Genomic DNA, 18829 nt, shown 5'->3' with positions numbered 1-18829 from the left:
ATGAAGTTTAAAAAATTGTTAGAACGAGATAAAAGGGGTCATTCTATATTCAATCGGAGGAAAACATAAATATCCACTTTCTTTTGCAATTTGTAGTATATCCATTGCTTTCGTATTCATGCCTGCATCGAGATATGTCTTTATTGTGTAACGATATGCTACTGCTTCCGATAATTGACCTAACAGTAAGCCTTTCATATTATGATAAGCATGAATGAATTCATGACCCACTGTTGCTTTAAATACAATTTCAGATCCATCCAAAGCTGCTAATGAAACATGCAAACTTCCTGTTCCATTATAGAAACTTTTGAATGCTCCCATTGTTATCTGTCCTGATTTATTAAGAAATGCTCCATCCACAAGAAGCTTATATCCTGTCGGAGGTTTTGTCGTCATTATTTTTGCACCGTAATCTCCCTGTTGCAAACCAAAATATTTGAATACTTTTGGATGCAAACGTATATCAGCGTTCTCAAAAATACTATTGGGAGGATTTTTAACTATTCGTTCAGCAATATTTTTTATACTTGGATCGGATATAATATCATATGTTTTCGATCCATCCCAAAACGAATATCCTCGTTCCAATGAAACCAAACCATCATTAAGTCCGGATAACAATCCGTTGGATAATCCAGCGGTAAGACCGGTCATAAACCCATTTCCCAAACTCTTGGTAAAGCCATTGCCATTCATTGCGGAATTACCTAATCCAGTAATAAAACCGGACCCGAAACCGGAAGAAAACCCCGTAAAAAACCCGCCTCTGAATCCAAGTATATTATTGTCGTTTGCAAATTTCGCAGCGACACCCCCGATACCAGCTCCTGCTACCGAGGACGCTCCGCCGACGCCAAATGCCAATAAACCATCCCAAAAATTATGAATATTACCTAACATAGCTTGGGAATGCAAATTGAATAATCCTCCGGAAATCATCGGTGCCAACCACCATAATTCTCCATTTGGATCTATATGCATTACAGGATTGTTTCCGCAAAAGACATAAGGATTGCACCCCTGCAATTTCGGATCGATATTGGACCAACGTCCGAGAACCGGATTATAATAACGAGCGCCAAAATCGTACATGCCGAGTATGTGTGAAGTCCCCACGGCATCCGTTTGAAATTCTTTACCGGAAAAAAGATACTTGTTTTTGTTGAGGTTATTATATTGCCACGCAACCCCGAACGGATAATAATCTGTCGATTGTTGCTCTTGCAATACTCCGTTAACTGCGCTCAAAAAGATTCGTACGTTATTTGCGTAGTCTTTTTTGAAGTAGTTATAGGTGTATCCGCCGGAAGTCTTACTTACCGTACCTTCGGGATGCAGAATATACAGCAGATCGCTGTCGGCATACACCATCATACCTCGATAATATGTGAAAGAGCTTCCCGCTTTTTTGCCGACTTTATCTCCGGCAGATGTGTAAATATAATTAATTTCATTTGACCCGTCAAAAATTTTTTCCGGTAAATCGAAAGAATTGTATTCAATATGAATATTTTCCAACGGATCATATATCATATTACCGTTCGAATCATATTGAAAACCTGTTATCGACGTATTTCCACTTCTGATACGAATGGACTCGAGTTGGTTTCCATTGTAACCATATGCTATATTTTGTAATTCATTACCAGAACTATTGGTTCGCACAAGAGTCAGGATATTTCCATTCTTATCATAAGAAATGTTTTTCTCGGCATAATTGTTCGTTTTAGTCAATATGGCAAAGGAAGGAGGATTCACTCTATTCAATTTCAACGGTGTGGCTGCCGTTAATTGGCCATATCTATCGTAAGCATAACCATATCCCAAATAAGCTATCGAATCGTTGGAAACAGACCATAGCGATTGAGAGAGATTCCCGTTATCATAATAACTCAATTCATAAGAGAAAATATCCGATTGCGAATCGATACATTGTCCGCCGATATTGTATTTCTGTACGGTTGAGTCTTGTCCATTGTGTATATATTTGGTCGACATACGTCCCATGTCATCATAAGCGTATTCTGCAAGTATAACTTTTCCATTTTTCGTATCACCCGTAATTTGAAATTCTATTTTTTGTAAACGCCCTTGATCGTCGTAGGTGTACCACTTGCCATATTCATATTCGTCTGCTCCGGATAAAGATGTATTTTTTATCACTTGTTTGACCTTTGCTTGAGTTACCTGTCCTTGAAAATCATATTTATTGCTTATAATTTCAACTCCGGACACAATGCTGGGACCGAACAATTCAGCAAAGGACTGAATCATTTTACCCTGATCATTATAATAATTAACTGTTGTTAACCATTGGTTGCTATCAGTACCCAAAACTTTGACTTTAGTGCCAGTCGTAGCTCCGTTTACAAACTCGGTTTTTTGTTCGCCAAGAGCATCCTCTACCGAAAAATTAAAATAATCGACACCAGCAAGGAAAGGTCGCAAATTAGGCAACCATTCGTAATCATCGTAATAAGAAATAATCAAATAATCTGCCTCCGAAGTAACCGAAGGATATGTATCATTCGTATATCCATGAACTGCATTACCCCTTCTTTCATACATTATTGTTTGAGATTGTAAGGCAGTTCTATGGGTATCATATGTCCCTCCTGTATAAATTCCGCTCAATACAGGACGGTCGAATGCGTCGTATTTGGTAAATGACCACTGGTTTTTATCACGTTGATTGCCATTTTGAGTCATTGCTAAGCGGCCTCGATTATCATACAGCTTTACGGAGTAATCTGCACCGGGAACATGTTGTTTCGATAAACGACCATACTCGTCATACTCATTATAATAACAATATTTTCGCAATGAATATGGCGTATGATATCCCACTGATAATATCTCGGATTGAATCGGAGGTATGATATAACGTTGCATTCCCATTTCATCATAAACATAATAAGTAATCCGACGATCATTTAAAGATATACGTTCCTCTTTAGCAATCAGTTGTTGATTCGAATCATAATATTCGTATATGTCTGTTGTCATCGAATTGGTTTTGTCATTCGAAGAAAAAGAGACTTTCCTTTTAACAATGAGTGTGCTATCAGGAAAATAATCGTTGTATGCCAATATTGAATCATTTACTACAGTCAGCTTCTTTATTAAATCTGTAGATAGATTAGGTCGGCTCTCGAATTCCGAATGAAACCCCAATGAAATATGTTGTGCTAATCCCACTCCTCCTTGCGCCGAGAGCATCCCGCCTGATTCATATCGTTTTACTGCATACGGGAATTCCCCATTATTATCATATTGCGCTACATAATACTTTCTTTGCTCGTCTTGAGGATTACTCCTTTTGGCTCCGGCGGTAATGCTACGGATCGGGTAAGGTAAATAGCTTTTAGAATCTGAGCGTCCCATTTCATCGTACTCGATAAAATTTACAATATCCTTTCCAGAAGGTGAAGCTCCGACGTGAATAGTTTGGATAGGACGCCGAAAGGCATCATAATACGTTATTGTTTGATTTTTTTTCGTTCCGGTTTCATCTATAAAGGAATTTTCGACATTACCGTTGGTAATTTCGAGGGGTGGTGGAGGTATGATTCCCGGTTGCTGGGTATATGTGGCAACCAAGGTTCTCTCCTCTTGAGGTTTCCCCCGGAAAAGCGTATAGTGATGTATCGTAATTGTTCCGGATATGGCAGAAGGTGTTGTATTCGGTTTGAAGATTATAAAACTGCCTTCGAGCAAGGCTTTGGCTGGAAATATACACCGTATAGAATCCACTTGTCCTCCGCTATCTTCATAGCTAATAAATTCAAACCCTTTGACATTCATTTCAATAATATCGGACATAGTGCTTAACGGCCCTAAATATCTGTCGCAAGTCAAATTGAAAGAGTATTTGCCACCATCTCCTGCTACCGTAAATGAGGTCGGCTTCATCACAAATTCATTCGTCGCAGCGTATGCTTGCTGGCACAACAGCATGATAGCAAGCAGAATATATATCTTTTTCATATTGAGTTTTCTTGATGGATTAATCGTAATATTCATAACTTGTACGCTTATGCTGATTGTTATCCCGTATTTCGATCACACGCCCAAATGCATCATACTGCGTATAGGTACTTCGGTCGTTGATATCGGTTTCGGATGTCTTGCCGATTCCCGGATCATAAGTATAACTGACCATTCTTGCATCTTGAGGATATATCCGGAGCTCGTCAATATAGGATGTAGCCGTACCGATCGACTTATTGAAAACAACCAGATTTTCTTGCACTGTAAAGGTCTCTTTTACAAATCGCCAAGGTGCGGTCGCATTGTCCTTGATCCAATAGCTAACAATATAAGTTCCGGGAGATAGATCCGATATGTCCGCCTTGTATACTCCTTGGCAAATTTTCCTTCCTGTCTTACTGAAATTCTGTTCTACGAATTGATCGTTCATATCCTCAAAACTCGTATAAATCACTTCGTTGGTACGTTCACCATTGCATGAAACCTGAGCATTGTCAATCTCGGCGACAGGTAAGGTTCCTTCATATCCGTAAATAACGGCTTTAGTATTTCCAAAAACGTTATGACTCTGAATTACATTCAGATATTGATCGTATTTGTCTACGATTTTTTCATCTTTATAGTGGCTGTCAAATTTAAATTGACCGTTATCGATTTCAGAAAAATCAAAATCGCCGCTTGACAATGGTTTTTGTATAATTATTTTTTTGTTTTTATGTGGAACGATTGCATCATTGATATCAAACAGTATTCGGAACATCGATAACTGAGCTTCAACAATTTTCCCATTTTTTTCCGTCACTTGTTCGATAGGAATTGCGTTCATACCTTTATACTGCATAGCTTTTAGCGCCAACAGCATTGTGTCATTCCCATTGTATTGCTGTAAATCACCGAAATCGGACGAATATTTGACTTTTGTCCGCAAGGTGTCACTTCCTGCTGTATATGTTATAGTTTCAATTGGCCGTAATGGACTTTCACCATACATATATCGAATTTCGGATTCCAATTCATATTTAGTCGTATAATTACGAGTCCGAGCTAAACGATACGGGGACGAGATATATCTATAACGTCCTAAAAATCTTCCTCGGATTGGATCTTGAGCGCCTAAAGCGACAAACAAATAAGCATCAATAACTTTTCTATTTTTCGTATCTTCGATATATTCATTAGTTTGTTTGGACAATAATTCGCCGTTTTTTGTGTATGAAGCTTTTTCTATAGGTACTCTCATCCACGAATTGGATGTATTAAGAATAAAACCACTCATATCTTGTTCAAACCGCGAATTTACCGTGCCTCCATCGGGAATACTGGCCATATACCCATATTCATCATGGGCATTGTTGAATTTTGTCAAACAATAAGATGAATCGGGCTGAACAACTTTAACGGACGTATAAAAGACTGTAGTTCCAGAGGCATCCGACATACTATTCCCACTACGACTAAAAATCGTAGCCCACCAGTGCTGCACGCCATTATTCATTTCTTTTAGTGCCACTTCGTAATACCTTGGCTTATCGAATAAAAGAACACCGGAAGGTTGACCGTATTCTGTTACATATTCGTAGCTGGTAACTCGAGGCTGTGATGTCGAGGATTCCGATTCTTTAATCTGTTTAATTCGAAGACCTCCAGCTTGAATTTGAGTGCTATTATAATACAGCGCACCTTGGTTCAATTCATATTCTAATTCTTTTCTTGCTCCATTGGGAAACAGAATCGCCTCTAAAATAGATGCTTTGGCATATGTCACATTGGGTGAACGGGATACTCCATCTAAAGACACTTCATCGATATTACAGGTGGGTAATTGCCTTAGTTCAGAAGTGGTCCCGTTGTAATATCCCCAATGGTCAAAACCTGCTTTATGTCGTGCAGGTATATTGACTGACGTATTATAAAAGAAAGTGCATATCGGACGGTCGAGTGTGCCTGCTTCCTCGCGTAATCCTGTCAGTTTTAAAGAGCCATTCGTAAACTCGCCATAAGAAAAGACTATATTTTTCAGGCATTTATTTTCAATCGAATACAATTTTATTTGTCTTAATTGTCGAGCGCCAGACAATACTCCATAACGTGCCTCTGTGATAAATTCTAATTTGCCTCCACGCCATACGATTTCTTTCAAATATGCTGGCCTCTCTTTTGTTTTAATATGTCGCAAATAATCGAATTTTCGTGTATTTTGCTTCGTTGAAACATTTACGTCAAGTAGAGCCGCTACATTATAATCTTCATATTCGTATGATGAAAGAGTGTCATATGTGAATGACACACAATCACCATTGCAGTCCATTGCTTTAGTGAGATGCCATGTCGAAACATAATCGACGGTTTTAGTTTTTACATCGTACTTATTGCTCAATGGATGATCAAAGAAGATTTCAAGATTATCCGTCGTATCAACAATTGTTTGTTGGATTGTTTCCCTTGAATTTATACTGTCCCCAAAAATAAATTTGTTTCCATTTTCATCTCGAATAGTAAAATATGTATTGTTAATCCGTTCTATTTCAATGTCCTGATAAGGGATTGTATGAGCTTCCCCATTGGGAGCCAATACAAACATTCCTGATTTCCCGGGTATTTCAAAATAAAATATGTCAGGCTGTCCATCGAGTTCCGCATTGGATTGTTCATTATAGTAAAAGTCAAAGAGCCCATAATCCCAACTTGCCACGTTGTCAAGAAGGAATTGCAAACTTGTATTTAGTCCGGGAACTAAATAACCTTTTTCATCAGGATGTCCACGAACTATCCGAGTAATTCTACCTCCGGCGCTTAGATTCCATCCTAATCCTACCCAAGTGGCTATATCCGTTACCTTAATTCCAGATGTCTGATAACTTAGAGTTACTGGAATTTGCATTTTTGAGAAACCTGCTGAATAAAGAGGAATTTGGACATTTGCCCGCCCTGTACTAAGATCGACAGGAATATCAATATTTCTTGCTATTGCCGATGTCCCGGTTGATGAGGGCAGGGCCGTACCGTCCGGTATTTGCGCCCAGGTAACAATGACATTATTAAACAAAATGATGAAGCAAGTTATGATACGCTTCAGTTTGCTGATCTTGTGAATTGCGAGACCATTCAATATGCAGTATTTCAAATTATACCACATGAGAGAAATATGCATGGTATAGCTACCATCATTACGATCAAGTACATTCATAATGAAAAAATTAATTAAAAGTGGTTTTAAACAAACAGGCAAAACCATAGATTAGATTGTCTGCATTACATTTTAGGGTTTAGTTTACACGGTATGGTCTGTTTCATTAGCAAAAGTTTTTCAAGTTCGACATCGGTTATCGGTTGGGTGTCAGGTATGTCGCGTTGTGTCGGGTTCTATCCCATGATACCTCCGAGACAGAACATGGGCAGGTACATGGCGACGAGTATGACGGCCACGAGCAGGCCGACCAGCAGGATCAGCACGGGTTCGAGCAAGTTCCCCAGCGAGCGGAGGCGGTGCTCGAGCTCTCCGGTCAGTACGTCGCCTTCTCGGACGAGCATTTCGGGCAGCCGGCCGGTCTGCTCTCCCACCCTCAGCAGCGTGACGAGCCGCCGGTCGTAGAGCTCCGCGAAGCGCTCCAGCGCCTCCGACAGGCAAGCTCCCCGTTCCAGTTCGCGGGCGATCCGTGCAAAGGAGACGCGGTAAGGATAAAACACAATGATCCCCTCGAGCATCCCGATGCCCTGCAACAGCGGGACTCCAGAAGAAGCAAGCAGGCCGAGCAGGCGGCAGAAACGGGCCTGCACGCTCTTTTTCAACGTGTCGCCCATTATAGGAATCTTCAGCAGCCATCCGCAGGCAAACCGCTGTACGCAAGGGCGGCCGCCATAGGCCTTCCACCACAACAGGCTTCCCGCACCCGCGAGCGCCGCGACGGTCAGATAGGTCGGGAAAGCTCTCGACAGCGAGATGATCCACCGGGTCATCGCCGGCAGTTCGCCTCCCATGCGCGAGTAGACCTGCTCGAACATCGGCACGATCACCAGCACCATGAAAATCACGACGACGATTGCCGTAAAGAGGATAATCAGCGGATAGCTCACCGCGCCGCTGACCATACGCCGTTGCGCAATGCGCTTGCGGTAGTAATCGGCCAGAAAAGCCAACGCCTCGTCGAGCCGCCCGGTCTGCTCGCCGAGGCGCAGCACTCCGCAGTCGAGCGGAGCGAAGCGTCCGCTCCGCTCGAAGGCGCGGGCCAATGCCTCGCCGCGTACGACCGAGCGGTAGAGACTGCTGAGCAGCGTTTTTGTTTGTACATCCCGCTCTCCCTCGATCAGCAATGAAAACGAGCGGCTGAAATCGAGTCCGGAGCCGAGCAGCGAGTGCAGCTCGGCGAATATGGCCTCCTTGCGGGCGTCTTTGAGCGGATGGCCTCCGTGCTTGGGTAAAGCAAAAGAATCGTTCGGGTTCATGGCAGTTCGATCGTTCGGTTTAGGATATTCTCGTCTTTGTTACAGTACGGGATCCCGTATTCGCTTGCGTTCCGGTGCAGAACCGGGTATCGGAACGTGCACGATGCCGCAGTCGACACGGAACGCTCTCGGCGGCAATCCGGATACCGATAGGCGATTCGGTCGTTTTCCGGCAGGGGCCGATAATGTCTCGTGCAGTGTTGCGGATCGAAGGTCGTTGGCGGCATAAGATTTTCGGATTCTTCATTTTCGGGAACGTGTTCGCTTTATTTCGATTCCTCGTTCGATTCGTTTTCGTTTTCTTCGTATCTGTACTTCGCTTCCTGCTCGCTCAGCTTCTTGAGCAGCGGATCGGGCGGACGGCGGGACACGAATCCGATGCTCAGTACGGAATCCTGTTCGGTCCGCAGCTCGACGATCATCGTATCGATCCGCGCTCCGAGGACGGATTCGGGAACGGTCCGCAGTCGGACGACATTCCGCCACAGCGTATCGGAGCGTTCGTCTTGCCGGACGATCAGCGCCGAGTCGGCCAGTGAGAGCCGGGCATGGATCCCTCCTTTGCGATAGAGCGCCAACGTTCTTTCGCCTTCCGAGATCAGGCTGTCCGAGTCTCCCGCCAGATCGGCCGTGTGGAAATAGCCGGCATACTGCTCCGTGCGCTCTGCTATCCGCTGCGAGGTCCGGTCGAGAAAGCGGCGTAGCAGCCCGAATCCCTCCATGACCGACAGAAAGACGATGCCGCTGAGGATCATTAGGATCAGCACTTCGATCAGCGTCGAGGCAGACAGTCCGCTCCCCGCGATCCGAAGCCGAGGCCGGTTTCCCGGCCCGGTTCGAGCTGCCCGCTTACGAGCACAGCGAGCGTCCGGCTGCCACTGCCGGTAAGCCTCCTGCCTATCCGAAGCAGGACGTTGCTCGCTGTGCCCAGCACATGGCAATCGTCGCCCCGTAATCCGTTCCGGGCGGATAGCGCCCTGCGTGGAACGACCGGGACAACGGGTCCGAGCCCGTTCCGCAGAGCGCGCGGCCGGCCATAGTTGGCTCGGGCAGCCAGCGCGTCCTTCCGTCAGTCGCTTTCGTGCGGTTTTGCAGTCATTCATTATCGATGATCGTGTTTCGGTCGAAACCGTCCGGATCGACCAGATACCGGTATTCCATTCTTTTGCGTCCTCCCGTCAGTCGCTTTCGTGCGGTTTTGCAGTCATTCATTGTCGATGATCGTGTTTCGGTCGAAACCGTCCGGATCGACCAGATACCGGTATTCCATTCTTTTGCGTCCGCCCGCGATTTTCACCGTCAGCGTCGCCTGCCATAGGGCTGGACAGGAAGCGTAGGGCTCGATGAGAACCGTGAGCGTTCCCCATCCGTAGGAGAGTTCGGTCTTGCCCTCGGAGAAAGCCCCCTGCCGGATTTCGCTCGCCGTGCAGGCGGCCCGGTAATCGGCTTCGGCGCAGACGATTCCGTCGGAGGGGCCCGCCGTTAGCCGGACGACGGTCTCCAGACTCGCGGCGAAGACGATCAGCAGCACGACCGAGGCGACGACCGCCTCCAGCAGCGAGGCGGCGGGAAGACGTTTTATCGCACCCATCCCGCCTCCTTTCTCCGGTAGGCCGTCGCCGCCCACAGCGGGTAGGCCGTCGCCAGGTTTTCGAGCAGCGTCAGATCGTAGAGCATGTCCTCGTAGTACCCTTCGGGAGAGTAGTAGACCAGGCGGTTCGCCGCCATGCAGCCCGATACGATACCTTGCACCTGCGCCGCGCCGTCCGTCCACAGCAGTCCCCGCAGTACGGCCGTGCGGTCCTGTCGGTAGTTCGCGCGTTTTACATCGGGTCGACCTTCCCCGTCGACGATCGCATAGCCCTCGACGCGGCTGTGCGGGCCGATTTCGATATAACGGTCGGGGTTCTCCCGCGCGACGAACATTCCCGACGGGTAATCGAGCGTCACCCGCTGCCCTATCAGAACGGTGTCCGATGCGAATAGTTGAGCTCTTCCCCGAAATCCGTCTCCCACGCGGATCGTGCGCCCCACGACCAGCACATCGCGCAGACGGCAGGTGCTGTCGATGGACACCTCCTCTCCCAGCAGCACGGCCATGCCTTCGATCAGAGCTCCCGGTCCGAAGCTCCCGGCATCCAGCAGCCGGGGCTCCGTCTCGCCGAATCCGACGCTCAGACTGTCCGGCGTAGGCATCCATGCCCCGGGAGCTTCGAGCAGGCGCAACAGACTGTCGGTCATTCGGCGGGCATCGGTTCGGACCGGCGGAAGCTCCTTGCCGGCATAAGCGGTACGGGCTCCTTCGATCCGTTCGCCGCAGAAAAAGATCGAACGGATTTGTCCGTACTGCACGCCGTGGCGGGGAAGCCTCAAGCATCCGTGCAGCGAGGTGCGTCCCGCAAGCGACAACGAAGCGGCATCGGTCGCATACCAGAGACCGCTTTCTTCGCCCGGCGAACATGCGAAGGGGGCGGCCGACCCGAACAGCCGGGTCGGGGCGATCCGGGGATCGGCCGCCTCGATGCGCACGGCCTCGTACAGTCCCCACGGCCGGACGGCGATCCGCACCCGACTGTCGGGCTGGCCGTCGTAAAGCCGCAGGCCGCCCTGCTCGTCAAGCCTTGCTGTCAGCGTGCTGTCGGCGGCGTACAGAACGAAGGCCGACTCGACGTTCGCCCGTTGCCGCGAGAGGTAGCCCGCGCGGGAGAAGAACAGAAAATCGGACTCCCACAACGCGAGTACGCCCAGCACCGAAAGCAGCATCAATGCCGAGACGACCAGCACCGTAGCCAGTACGCCGGCGGGAAGGCAGGCCGAATGGAAAGCAGACCGTCCGGCCGGTCGACTCGGCCTCGGGACGACCGCCTTGCGACCGTGATCCGGCTCCGGGTTCTCCGCCGGAGGGAAAACATGCGGAACCCCTCGGCACAGCGGACGGTCGATTCTTACTGAGTATGGTCCGATTCCTTTCATCGTATTTTTCATCGTACTATTTACCTTAGCAGCTATAAAACAGAACAGTCGAGATATCGGAGTTCGGAGTACGGAACGAGTCCGAGTATTCATCGGTCTGCGAAACCGGGAGCCGTATTCCGGCTCCATATTCTTTGTATCGGAATCCGGGCAGTTCACAGCTCAGGGAATTTTCAATCCGTATTTCCGACCGTCCGCCGCGAGCCATAGCGAATCGGCTCCGACCGCATGCAGTCTGAAGCCTCCGGCCGACTCGCCCTGCCGCAGCAGATGGTTCCGACCATCGATCGAGATCAGATAACGGTCGGTTCCTTCCTTACGGATACGGCCCGTACAGGCGAGCTTGGCGGCAGGACGTTCGTTCTTCGCTTTCGACCGCACGGGCGCTTTGGCCGACGTGGATGCCGGGACGGAAGGTCTCGTCGCAACCGCACGCAGGAACGGATCGGGATAGTCGAGTCGCAGCGTATCGATGTCCGCACGGGGATTGTTCCGGGCAACGGGCACGGCAGCCGGATCGGAAGCCGCAGGTTTCGGCCCGGAGAAAAAGAGCTTCCACGCCACGACGCCCCAGATACCGAGCGCTACGACGAGTAACAGGTATGTCAGCGGACGGGATTTCATGGCTCGGAAAGAGTTTCGTGACCTGAAAAGCGTTTTTTCGCCGATAGCATATCGGAGCGGAGTGCCCATGTCGGACCGGCAGGCCGCAACCCGCCGTCGCTCTCCGTCGGCAATCGTCTTTCGGCCGGCCCGAACGCGATACCTGAAATAGTCTGCCGTGGCGCGCGATACGTGATCGAAAGCATCCCATTCCTGCCACGGCAGGACTCGAATCGGTTCTCCGGACCGTTCGGACGCTCAGGTCCGACGCCCCCCGCAGATTCAGTCGAGGGATTCGGCATGGCGAGCCCATCGCTGCCGGAAAGACCTTCCCTGCCCGGGACTGCGAACGCCTCATGCATATCGTCCCCTTCCTCTGCGGGTTCTTGCGGATCGGAAAGCGATTGCGACTCGTCCGCCGCAGCGGGATCGACCCTCAGCGAATAGACGCTCTCCTCGCTTCGGTAAACGCCGTTGAAAGCCTGCAGGCTCCACTGATAGTCCCCTTCGTCGAGCGTCAGCGAGAAGCGGTCGGCCGCATGGAGGGAATCGGCGCGCAATGTCGTGTCGGCCCATACGCGCGAAGCACGGGCGAAGCTCGGCGAGACGACCGTGAGCCGGTAGTTACGGGCTCCCGAGAGGGGCCGCCAGAGAAAAGTCACCTCGCCGGCTTCGATATGCGCGTCGTGCTTCGGTGCGACCACTTCGATCCGGGCCCGGTCGATATCCTGCTCGAAAATGTCGTCGCAGCCCGAAAGCAACGGCAGCAAAAACAAAAGCGCGCAGGCCGTCCGGAACAGGTCGGCGGAGCCCGTTCGACGGATCGGGATCGTCCCGGACGTCGAACGGGATTCGGACTCGCACGTATCGGCCCCGCCTGCCGGAAAGTCTGCGGAGAGCCTTTCTGTCCGGATCGGCGTTTTGCGGTCGGACCGACGGGCGTCGGGCCGAAACGGCCGGAGGGAACGGTTTGTCGGATCGGATTTCATATCACAAGGGTTTACGGTTTATCGGTCAGTTGCTGGACAACGAGGGTCAACAGCAGCGAGGTCTGCCGTCCCCGGCGGATCGTTTTGAACTCCGAAGAAAGCAAACGGCAGCCGGAGAGTTCCCGCTCCGTCGCGTCGAGGGTCCGCAGTAGCGGAGCGAAGCCTCCCGAAAGCACGATCTCGGCCGTGCACAGCGTGAAGTCGTCACCCTTGCGGGTCAGATAAGGCGTGTAGCTGACGATTCGGACGGAGCTATCCGGGTCAAGGCGCTCCAACAGCTCGAGCAGGCCGCCCCCGGCGATCAGTTCCACCGTATCGAGCATGACGACAGACGCATCCGGTTGTACAGGTGCGGCCTCCGCCTCCGCGAGCATTCGTTCCGTCCTGCGCACTTCACCCCACAGCGCGACCGTACGCCCCAACGATAACCGGTACACGGCCGCAGGCAGCACGACCAGCAGCAGGACCAGACGCACGACTCCTTCGTATTTGCCGATCCGGTTCATAAGGCGACGGTTATCTTGAATTCAGTCGCACCGCTTTCGCGGTTTTGCTCCAAGCCTTCGAGCCGAGCTTCGTGCAGCGGCGGTTCGGAGCGTAATCCGGTCATCAGTTCCGATACGGTCGACGCATCGTTCGTTACGCCCCGGATCGAAAGTGTCTCGATAAGGAATACCGGGTCACGGCCATCCTCCAATGCTTTGCTTATAGGTTGTACAGCCAAAACGCTCAACGTTACGGCGGGCGGTACGTGAGAGGCTACCCGGTCCAGCAACAGGGCATGACGGTACGGCAGCCTGCGCGAAAACTCCGCTACGGCCGCTCGCCGCTGCTCGGAGCGGGCCTGCGATGTGTCCTGCCTCTTTTCCCGGGCGGAAAGCACGCTCCGCTGCTGTGCGCGACGCTCTTGAAGCGAACCGGAAGCAAACGTATTGACTACGAGCAGAAGCAGCATCAGGCCCAGCACGGGCAGCCGCAGGCGGCGTTCCGCCGCTTTAGCGACCATGCGGCCTTCGGGTGTAGGGCGCAGAAGCGTGCGCCATTTCAACGTATCGCGATAAAAACGTTCCGCTTGCCGCAGGGCCTCTTGCTCGGGATCTGCCGCCACCCGCTCGTAGCGAATATTTATGGAAGGAATGCCGTTCGCCGCGAGCCGTTGCCCGAGCGGTTCGACTTGCTCGCGGCGAACGAAGCTGATACTCCCTGAATCCTCCTTTTCGTCCGAAAAGCTCCATGCGAACGTTTCGGGATCCGAGGTCACCTTTTCGACGATCGCCGTATCTTCGGTCGGCTTCGTGACGATTCCGTACCCGGAGACCGAAATCAGGACGGGACGGCCCGAGCACTCCTTTTTCAGCGCATCGGCGTCGGGATCGGCGCACTCCCGCAGGATTCGGAGACCGCTTCGATCGAGACCGAGTACGAACAGGCGCATCGCGTAGCGGTCCGCCTCCCCGAAGCGGATGCAGAGCACGGTCGAAGGACCGACGAGTCGTTGCAAAAGTTTTCTTTTCATGATTCAGTATGCTTTCCCAAGGCGTTCGTTCCGGTCGGGGTTTCCGGGACAGAGACCTGCGGTCGGGCGATTTGACGAGGGGTTGTTTTTCATTTCTATTCGACCACGGTCGGTTTGATGAATACGTTCAGCCGGCGTTCCTGTTTGTTGTTCTTGTGCGTGCCGAAGATCCATTTGAGCACCGGCACGCGGGCGATGAAAGGCAGTCCCTGCGAGCTTTTCTCGCGCGACTGCCGGTCGATGCCGCCCAGCAGCACCGTCTCCTCGTTTTTCACGCGCACCATCGAACGGAAACTGCGCGTGGTAGTCCCCGGCGGAGCCTCCTTTTCGGTACGGTCGGTGAACTCGCTTTGCGACAGGTCGATCGTCATCGTGATATGGCCGTCCTCGCTCACATAGGGCGTGATCGAAAGGGTCATGTTCGCCTCGACGCTTTTCCAGACGTAAGAGGTCGACTGCACGGGGTTCTGCGTACCCATGTAAGTATTGTTCGTCTCCTTGTAATACTGCATCTCCCCGCTGGTGAGCACCGCCTCGCGGCCGTTGAGCGTCGAGAGCCGGGGCGTCGAGCGCAGCTCGATCGTGCCGTCCTGCTCCATCGCCTTCAGGCTGGCATAAAAGTTCGGCGTCACCTTTCCGAGCTTTACAAGACCTATCTTATTTGCCAGACTGTTGACGGCTCCCGCCCCGAGCGTCATGTCGAGACCCGGGGAGAGCGTACCGCTCGTCTGCGTCGGCTCCGTACCCAATCCGAGGCCGAGACCCGCTTCCAGCAGCACGTCCTTCGAGGCGTCGACGATCATCACCTCGATCGTGATGAGCGGCACGGTGCGGTCGATCGAGCGCAGGAACTGCTCGATGCGGGCTACCTGTCGCTGATCGCCGCTCAGGATCATGCTGTTCAGATCGCCGAAAGCGGCCGTTTGCACCCCCTTTTTCAGGTTGTCGGGGATCGCTTCCGCGAGCTTGTCCACCGTGCGGTAATGCATCGGGACGATGCGCGTCGAGAACAGGCCCTCGCGTTTCGCCTCGCCGAACATATAGACGCCTCCCTCCTCGTAGTAGGTGTAGGCCGTGCCCGTGAGCAGCAGGTCGAACAGCGTTTTCGCGTCGGTGTTTTTCAGGTAGATGCTCGTCTGCGCATTGACGGGCGTGATAAAGAAATAGTCGAGTTTCAACTGCTCGCAGACATCGAGTATGATGTCGTATATGTTGCCCCGGTCGATCATCGCCGTGATTCGCCCCGTACTGTCCACCGAAAGCTGAGAGGCTGCGAACTGCCGGCGACGGACATAGTTCGAGGCGGGAGCGGGCGAGCCTCCGGTCTCGGAAGGCGGCTCGGAGAATGCCCATGCTCCGCTGCCCTTGACGGGGGTAACCTCCAGCTTGTTGATCTCGGCCAGCGAGCCGAGCGCTTCGGCGAAAGGCATCGCCGCGATGTAGCCCGATACGGGCCGTTCGTACAGCGTCTGCGGAACGATCAGGTTCACGCCCGTGCTGTCGGTAATGCGCCGGGCTACCTCGCGCAGCGGCACGGCGATCAGGTCGTAGCTGAGCGTCGAGTCGGAGCGGTCGAACCGCACCGACGGTTCGGGCGGCGGAGCGACAGGCGCTTTGTACGGGAATACGGAGACGATATTCCCGATGACCTGCACGTCCAGTCCGTACTGCTCGCACAGAAACAGCAACAGCTCGTCGATGCGGGCCCGCGTGAAGTTGCAGCTCACCGTCAGGTTCGCCCCGTCGCGCACGCTCAGGTTCACACCGCCCACTTGGGCCACCGAGCGCAGCAGCTCGGAGAGCGGAGCCTCGCCCACCGACAGATCCACCTCGCCGAGGTAGGCTTCGTCGCGCCGGGTCAGCGTGTCGAGCCGGGCGCGGATCGCGGCGATACGCTCCGTGCCGTCGGACTGCGCCGACACGGCGGCAGGAAGACACAGCGTCCAGACCAGCAGAATCGAAAAGAGGTATAGGTTCTTCATAGGTTGCGGGTTATTGGGCAGGTCGTATCGAATAAAATAGGTAGTGTCGGGTCGTTCGTTTAGGCGATTCGGAGTATGAGCGGCGTATGGATTATCGATGCGTGATCCGTATTCACTCCCTGAGCAGCGGCAGTACCTCCTCGAGTGACGTCTGCCCGGAAAGGAACAGATCGAGGGCCGAGTCTTTCAGCGTGGTGATGCCACGTTTCTTGAGCAGCGGGGCGATATCGGGACGGCTCTCGCGAACGGCCTCGGCGAGCTCGTCGTCGATCGGGATCACCTCGTAGATCGCCCGGCGGCCCCGGTAGCCCGTGTAGTAACATCGCTCGCAGCCGACGGGACGGAAGTGCGTCCGGGCAGGCGCATCCCCCGTTCCGCATGATGCGGAGCCGGTCGGGGGCGACGGATGGCCGGAGTCGTTGCGGGCCGCTTTCCCGGCCGGCTGCGGTCCGGTTCTCCCCGAAGCGGGTATACGGCCTGCGCCGTCGCGCGGGCCAGCCGGCGGGAAAGGCTCCGTCCGGTTCGCGTCCGCATCGTCGCCCGGGGCTGCGGCTTCCGAGATCCGTTCTCCCGTGCCCTTTCTATCGGAGTACCTCGGCTGACCGTATATTTGTTCGTATTCCGGCTCGGTCAGCATCGCCTCCTTTTTACAGTCGGGACACAGCAGGCGGACGAGCCGCTGCGCGGCGCAAAGGATCAGCGTGCCGGAGAGCAGGTACGGATGCACGCCCATGTCCCGCAGCCGCGAGACGCTGCCCCATGCGCTGTTCGTATGGATCGTCGAGAACACGAGATGGCCCGTCAGCGAGCTGCGGATCGCCATCGCCGCCGTATCGGCGTCGCGGATCTCGCCGAGCATGATGATGTCCGGGTCCTGACGCAGAAAGGTGCGCAGCGCAGCGCCGAAGGTCAGGCCGATCTCCTCTTTGAGCTGTACCTGGTTCACTCCCTCGAGCGTGTATTCGACCGGGTCCTCGATCGTAAGGATGTTGCCCGACTCGCGGTTCAGCCGCCGGAGCGTCGCATAGAGCGTCGTGCTCTTGCCCGAACCGGTAGGTCCGGTGATTAGCGCCATGCCGTGCGGGCGCGCGATGGCCGACTCGTAGTCGGCGAGCTGCCGCTCCGAGAAACCGAGGTTCGAGAGCTCCAGCAACTCGGCATGGCGCGTCAGCAGGCGCAGCACGACTTTCTCTCCGTAAATCGTCGGAAGCGACGAGACGCGCAGGTCGAACTTGCGATCGCCCCGGTGGTAGAGGATGCGCCCGTCCTGCGGCAGGCGGCGCTCCGAAATATCCATGTTCGCCATGATCTTGATTTGGTTGACGATCGAGGCGTAACCGCTCCGGTCGAGCACGTACTTCTCGACGAGCTTGCCGTCGATGCGCAGGCGGATGCGACAGCGCTCCTCGTAGGGCTCGAAATGGATGTCGCTCGCATATTCGTCGAATGCTTCGCCGATCAGGTCCGTAAGAAAGCCCTGTCCGCTGCCGATGCGGCTCAAGTCGGCCGTCCGCCCCGATATCGGGCGAGTCTCCTCCCGGCGGTAGTAGCGATTCAGCAGCAGGGAGAGCTCGTCCGGCCCGACCGGCTCGATCTGTACCCGGAATCCGGACAGCACCTCGATCTCCTGTGACACGGAAGCGTAGTCGCGTCCCCGTTCCCCTGCGCACAATACGGCCCCATCCTTACGCGCGTAAGGCACGAGCCGGTAATTCCACGCCTCGACGGAAGCGAACAACTGCACGATTTCGGTCGGTATGCGCTCGGGAAGGGTCATGGCAGCGAAAGGTAAAAGCGGTACGACATATAAGCGGTCAGCGGCAGGCTTAGAAACGTAACCAGCGGAATCGTCGTCTCTTTCCGGAAAAAGATCCGCACGAAGGTCCCGTAGAGCAATCCGCAGGCGAAGCCGCACAGAAGCAGCACGACATAGACCGGCAAAGCGAAAAGAGGGGTCAGCAGCAAGAGGAACCACACGTCTCCCGAACCGATGTATTGTCGAAAGAGATTTGCTTGTCGCTGGTAACGTAAGCGGAGATATACCCACACGCCGCCGAACATCCATCCCAGCAGCAATACGTTCGTCAGCATATTGTACAGTATCGTCCGTGCCGGCAACATGAGTACAGCGGTAGACAATACGCATGAAGCGAATGCGGCAAGCCCGTAAGCCTGAATACTCCGATGCCGGAAATCCGACACGGCCAGCGAGAGGGCCGGAACGACCGGGAGCAGATATAGAGCTTGTGGCCACATCGTTCGTTAAAATGTAATGGGATTCGATCGGGACCGGGATCGGGACCGGCTGCTCCGATCTCCGATTATAAAAA

Annotated in this window: 13 protein-coding genes; all 13 read right to left on the bottom strand. The window is 52.7% G+C overall.

Going from position 1 to position 18829, the window contains the following annotated elements; genetic code table 11:
- Positions 1-18 precede the first annotated feature (18 nt).
- The gene (locus NQ491_RS09095; RefSeq protein WP_081587416.1) at positions 19-4026 is read right to left on the bottom strand and encodes an RHS repeat domain-containing protein; all 4008 of its coding nucleotides are present in this window, start codon (positions 4024-4026) and stop codon (positions 19-21) included.
- On the bottom strand, positions 4010-7180 hold the full coding sequence (locus tag NQ491_RS09090) for a hypothetical protein (protein ID WP_147524817.1): 3171 nt from the start codon (positions 7178-7180) through the stop codon (positions 4010-4012). The genes NQ491_RS09095 and NQ491_RS09090 overlap by 17 nt, the downstream gene beginning before the upstream one ends.
- A gap of 176 nt (positions 7181-7356) precedes the next feature.
- Entirely contained in the window at positions 7357-8436 is a 1080-nt protein-coding gene (locus NQ491_RS09085; protein ID WP_259800658.1) for a type II secretion system F family protein, read from the bottom strand.
- A 266-nt stretch (positions 8437-8702) separates the two neighbouring features.
- Positions 8703-9203: a hypothetical protein gene (locus tag NQ491_RS09080; protein WP_232423219.1), complete on the bottom strand. Its 501-nt coding sequence runs from the start codon at positions 9201-9203 to the stop codon at positions 8703-8705.
- A 437-nt stretch (positions 9204-9640) separates the two neighbouring features.
- Positions 9641-10027 carry a hypothetical protein gene (locus NQ491_RS09075; protein WP_019246938.1) on the bottom strand — a complete coding sequence of 129 codons (387 nt, stop codon included), beginning with the start codon at positions 10025-10027 and terminating at the stop codon, positions 9641-9643.
- A complete protein-coding gene (locus tag NQ491_RS09070) occupies positions 10015-11421 on the bottom strand; it encodes a hypothetical protein (RefSeq protein WP_232423220.1) in 1407 nt (468 codons plus the stop codon). The genes NQ491_RS09075 and NQ491_RS09070 overlap by 13 nt, the downstream gene beginning before the upstream one ends.
- 150 nt (positions 11422-11571) lie before the next feature.
- Positions 11572-12033: a hypothetical protein gene (locus NQ491_RS09065; protein WP_019246940.1), complete on the bottom strand. Its 462-nt coding sequence runs from the start codon at positions 12031-12033 to the stop codon at positions 11572-11574.
- Complete coding sequence (locus tag NQ491_RS09060) at positions 12030-13001, bottom strand: hypothetical protein (protein WP_019246941.1); 972 nt, start codon at positions 12999-13001, stop codon at positions 12030-12032. The genes NQ491_RS09065 and NQ491_RS09060 overlap by 4 nt, the downstream gene beginning before the upstream one ends.
- Positions 13002-13012: 11 nt before the next feature.
- Positions 13013-13507 carry a hypothetical protein gene (locus NQ491_RS09055; protein ID WP_019246942.1) on the bottom strand — a complete coding sequence of 165 codons (495 nt, stop codon included), beginning with the start codon at positions 13505-13507 and terminating at the stop codon, positions 13013-13015.
- Positions 13504-14517, bottom strand: coding sequence for a PilN domain-containing protein (locus NQ491_RS09050; RefSeq protein ID WP_019246943.1), 1014 nt, complete (start codon positions 14515-14517; stop codon positions 13504-13506). Before NQ491_RS09050 ends, NQ491_RS09055 begins: the two co-directional genes overlap by 4 nt.
- 95 nt (positions 14518-14612) lie before the next feature.
- On the bottom strand, positions 14613-16499 hold the full coding sequence (locus tag NQ491_RS09045; protein WP_019246944.1) for a type II secretion system protein GspD: 1887 nt from the start codon (positions 16497-16499) through the stop codon (positions 14613-14615).
- Between the two features lie 112 nt (positions 16500-16611).
- A complete protein-coding gene (locus tag NQ491_RS09040; protein ID WP_019246945.1) occupies positions 16612-18276 on the bottom strand; it encodes a GspE/PulE family protein in 1665 nt (554 codons plus the stop codon).
- Positions 18273-18755 (bottom strand): hypothetical protein, encoded by a 483-nt coding sequence (locus tag NQ491_RS09035; protein ID WP_019246946.1) that lies wholly within the window; start codon positions 18753-18755, stop codon positions 18273-18275. The genes NQ491_RS09040 and NQ491_RS09035 overlap by 4 nt, the downstream gene beginning before the upstream one ends.
- Between the last annotated feature and the right edge of the window lie 74 nt (positions 18756-18829).

The sequence above is a fragment of the Alistipes ihumii AP11 genome (genome assembly GCF_025144665.1).
Classification (GTDB): Bacteria; Bacteroidota; Bacteroidia; order Bacteroidales; family Rikenellaceae; genus Alistipes_A; species Alistipes_A ihumii.
The sequence above is the reverse complement of the archived record's forward strand: the minus strand, read 5'-3'. Positions and strand labels throughout refer to the sequence as shown.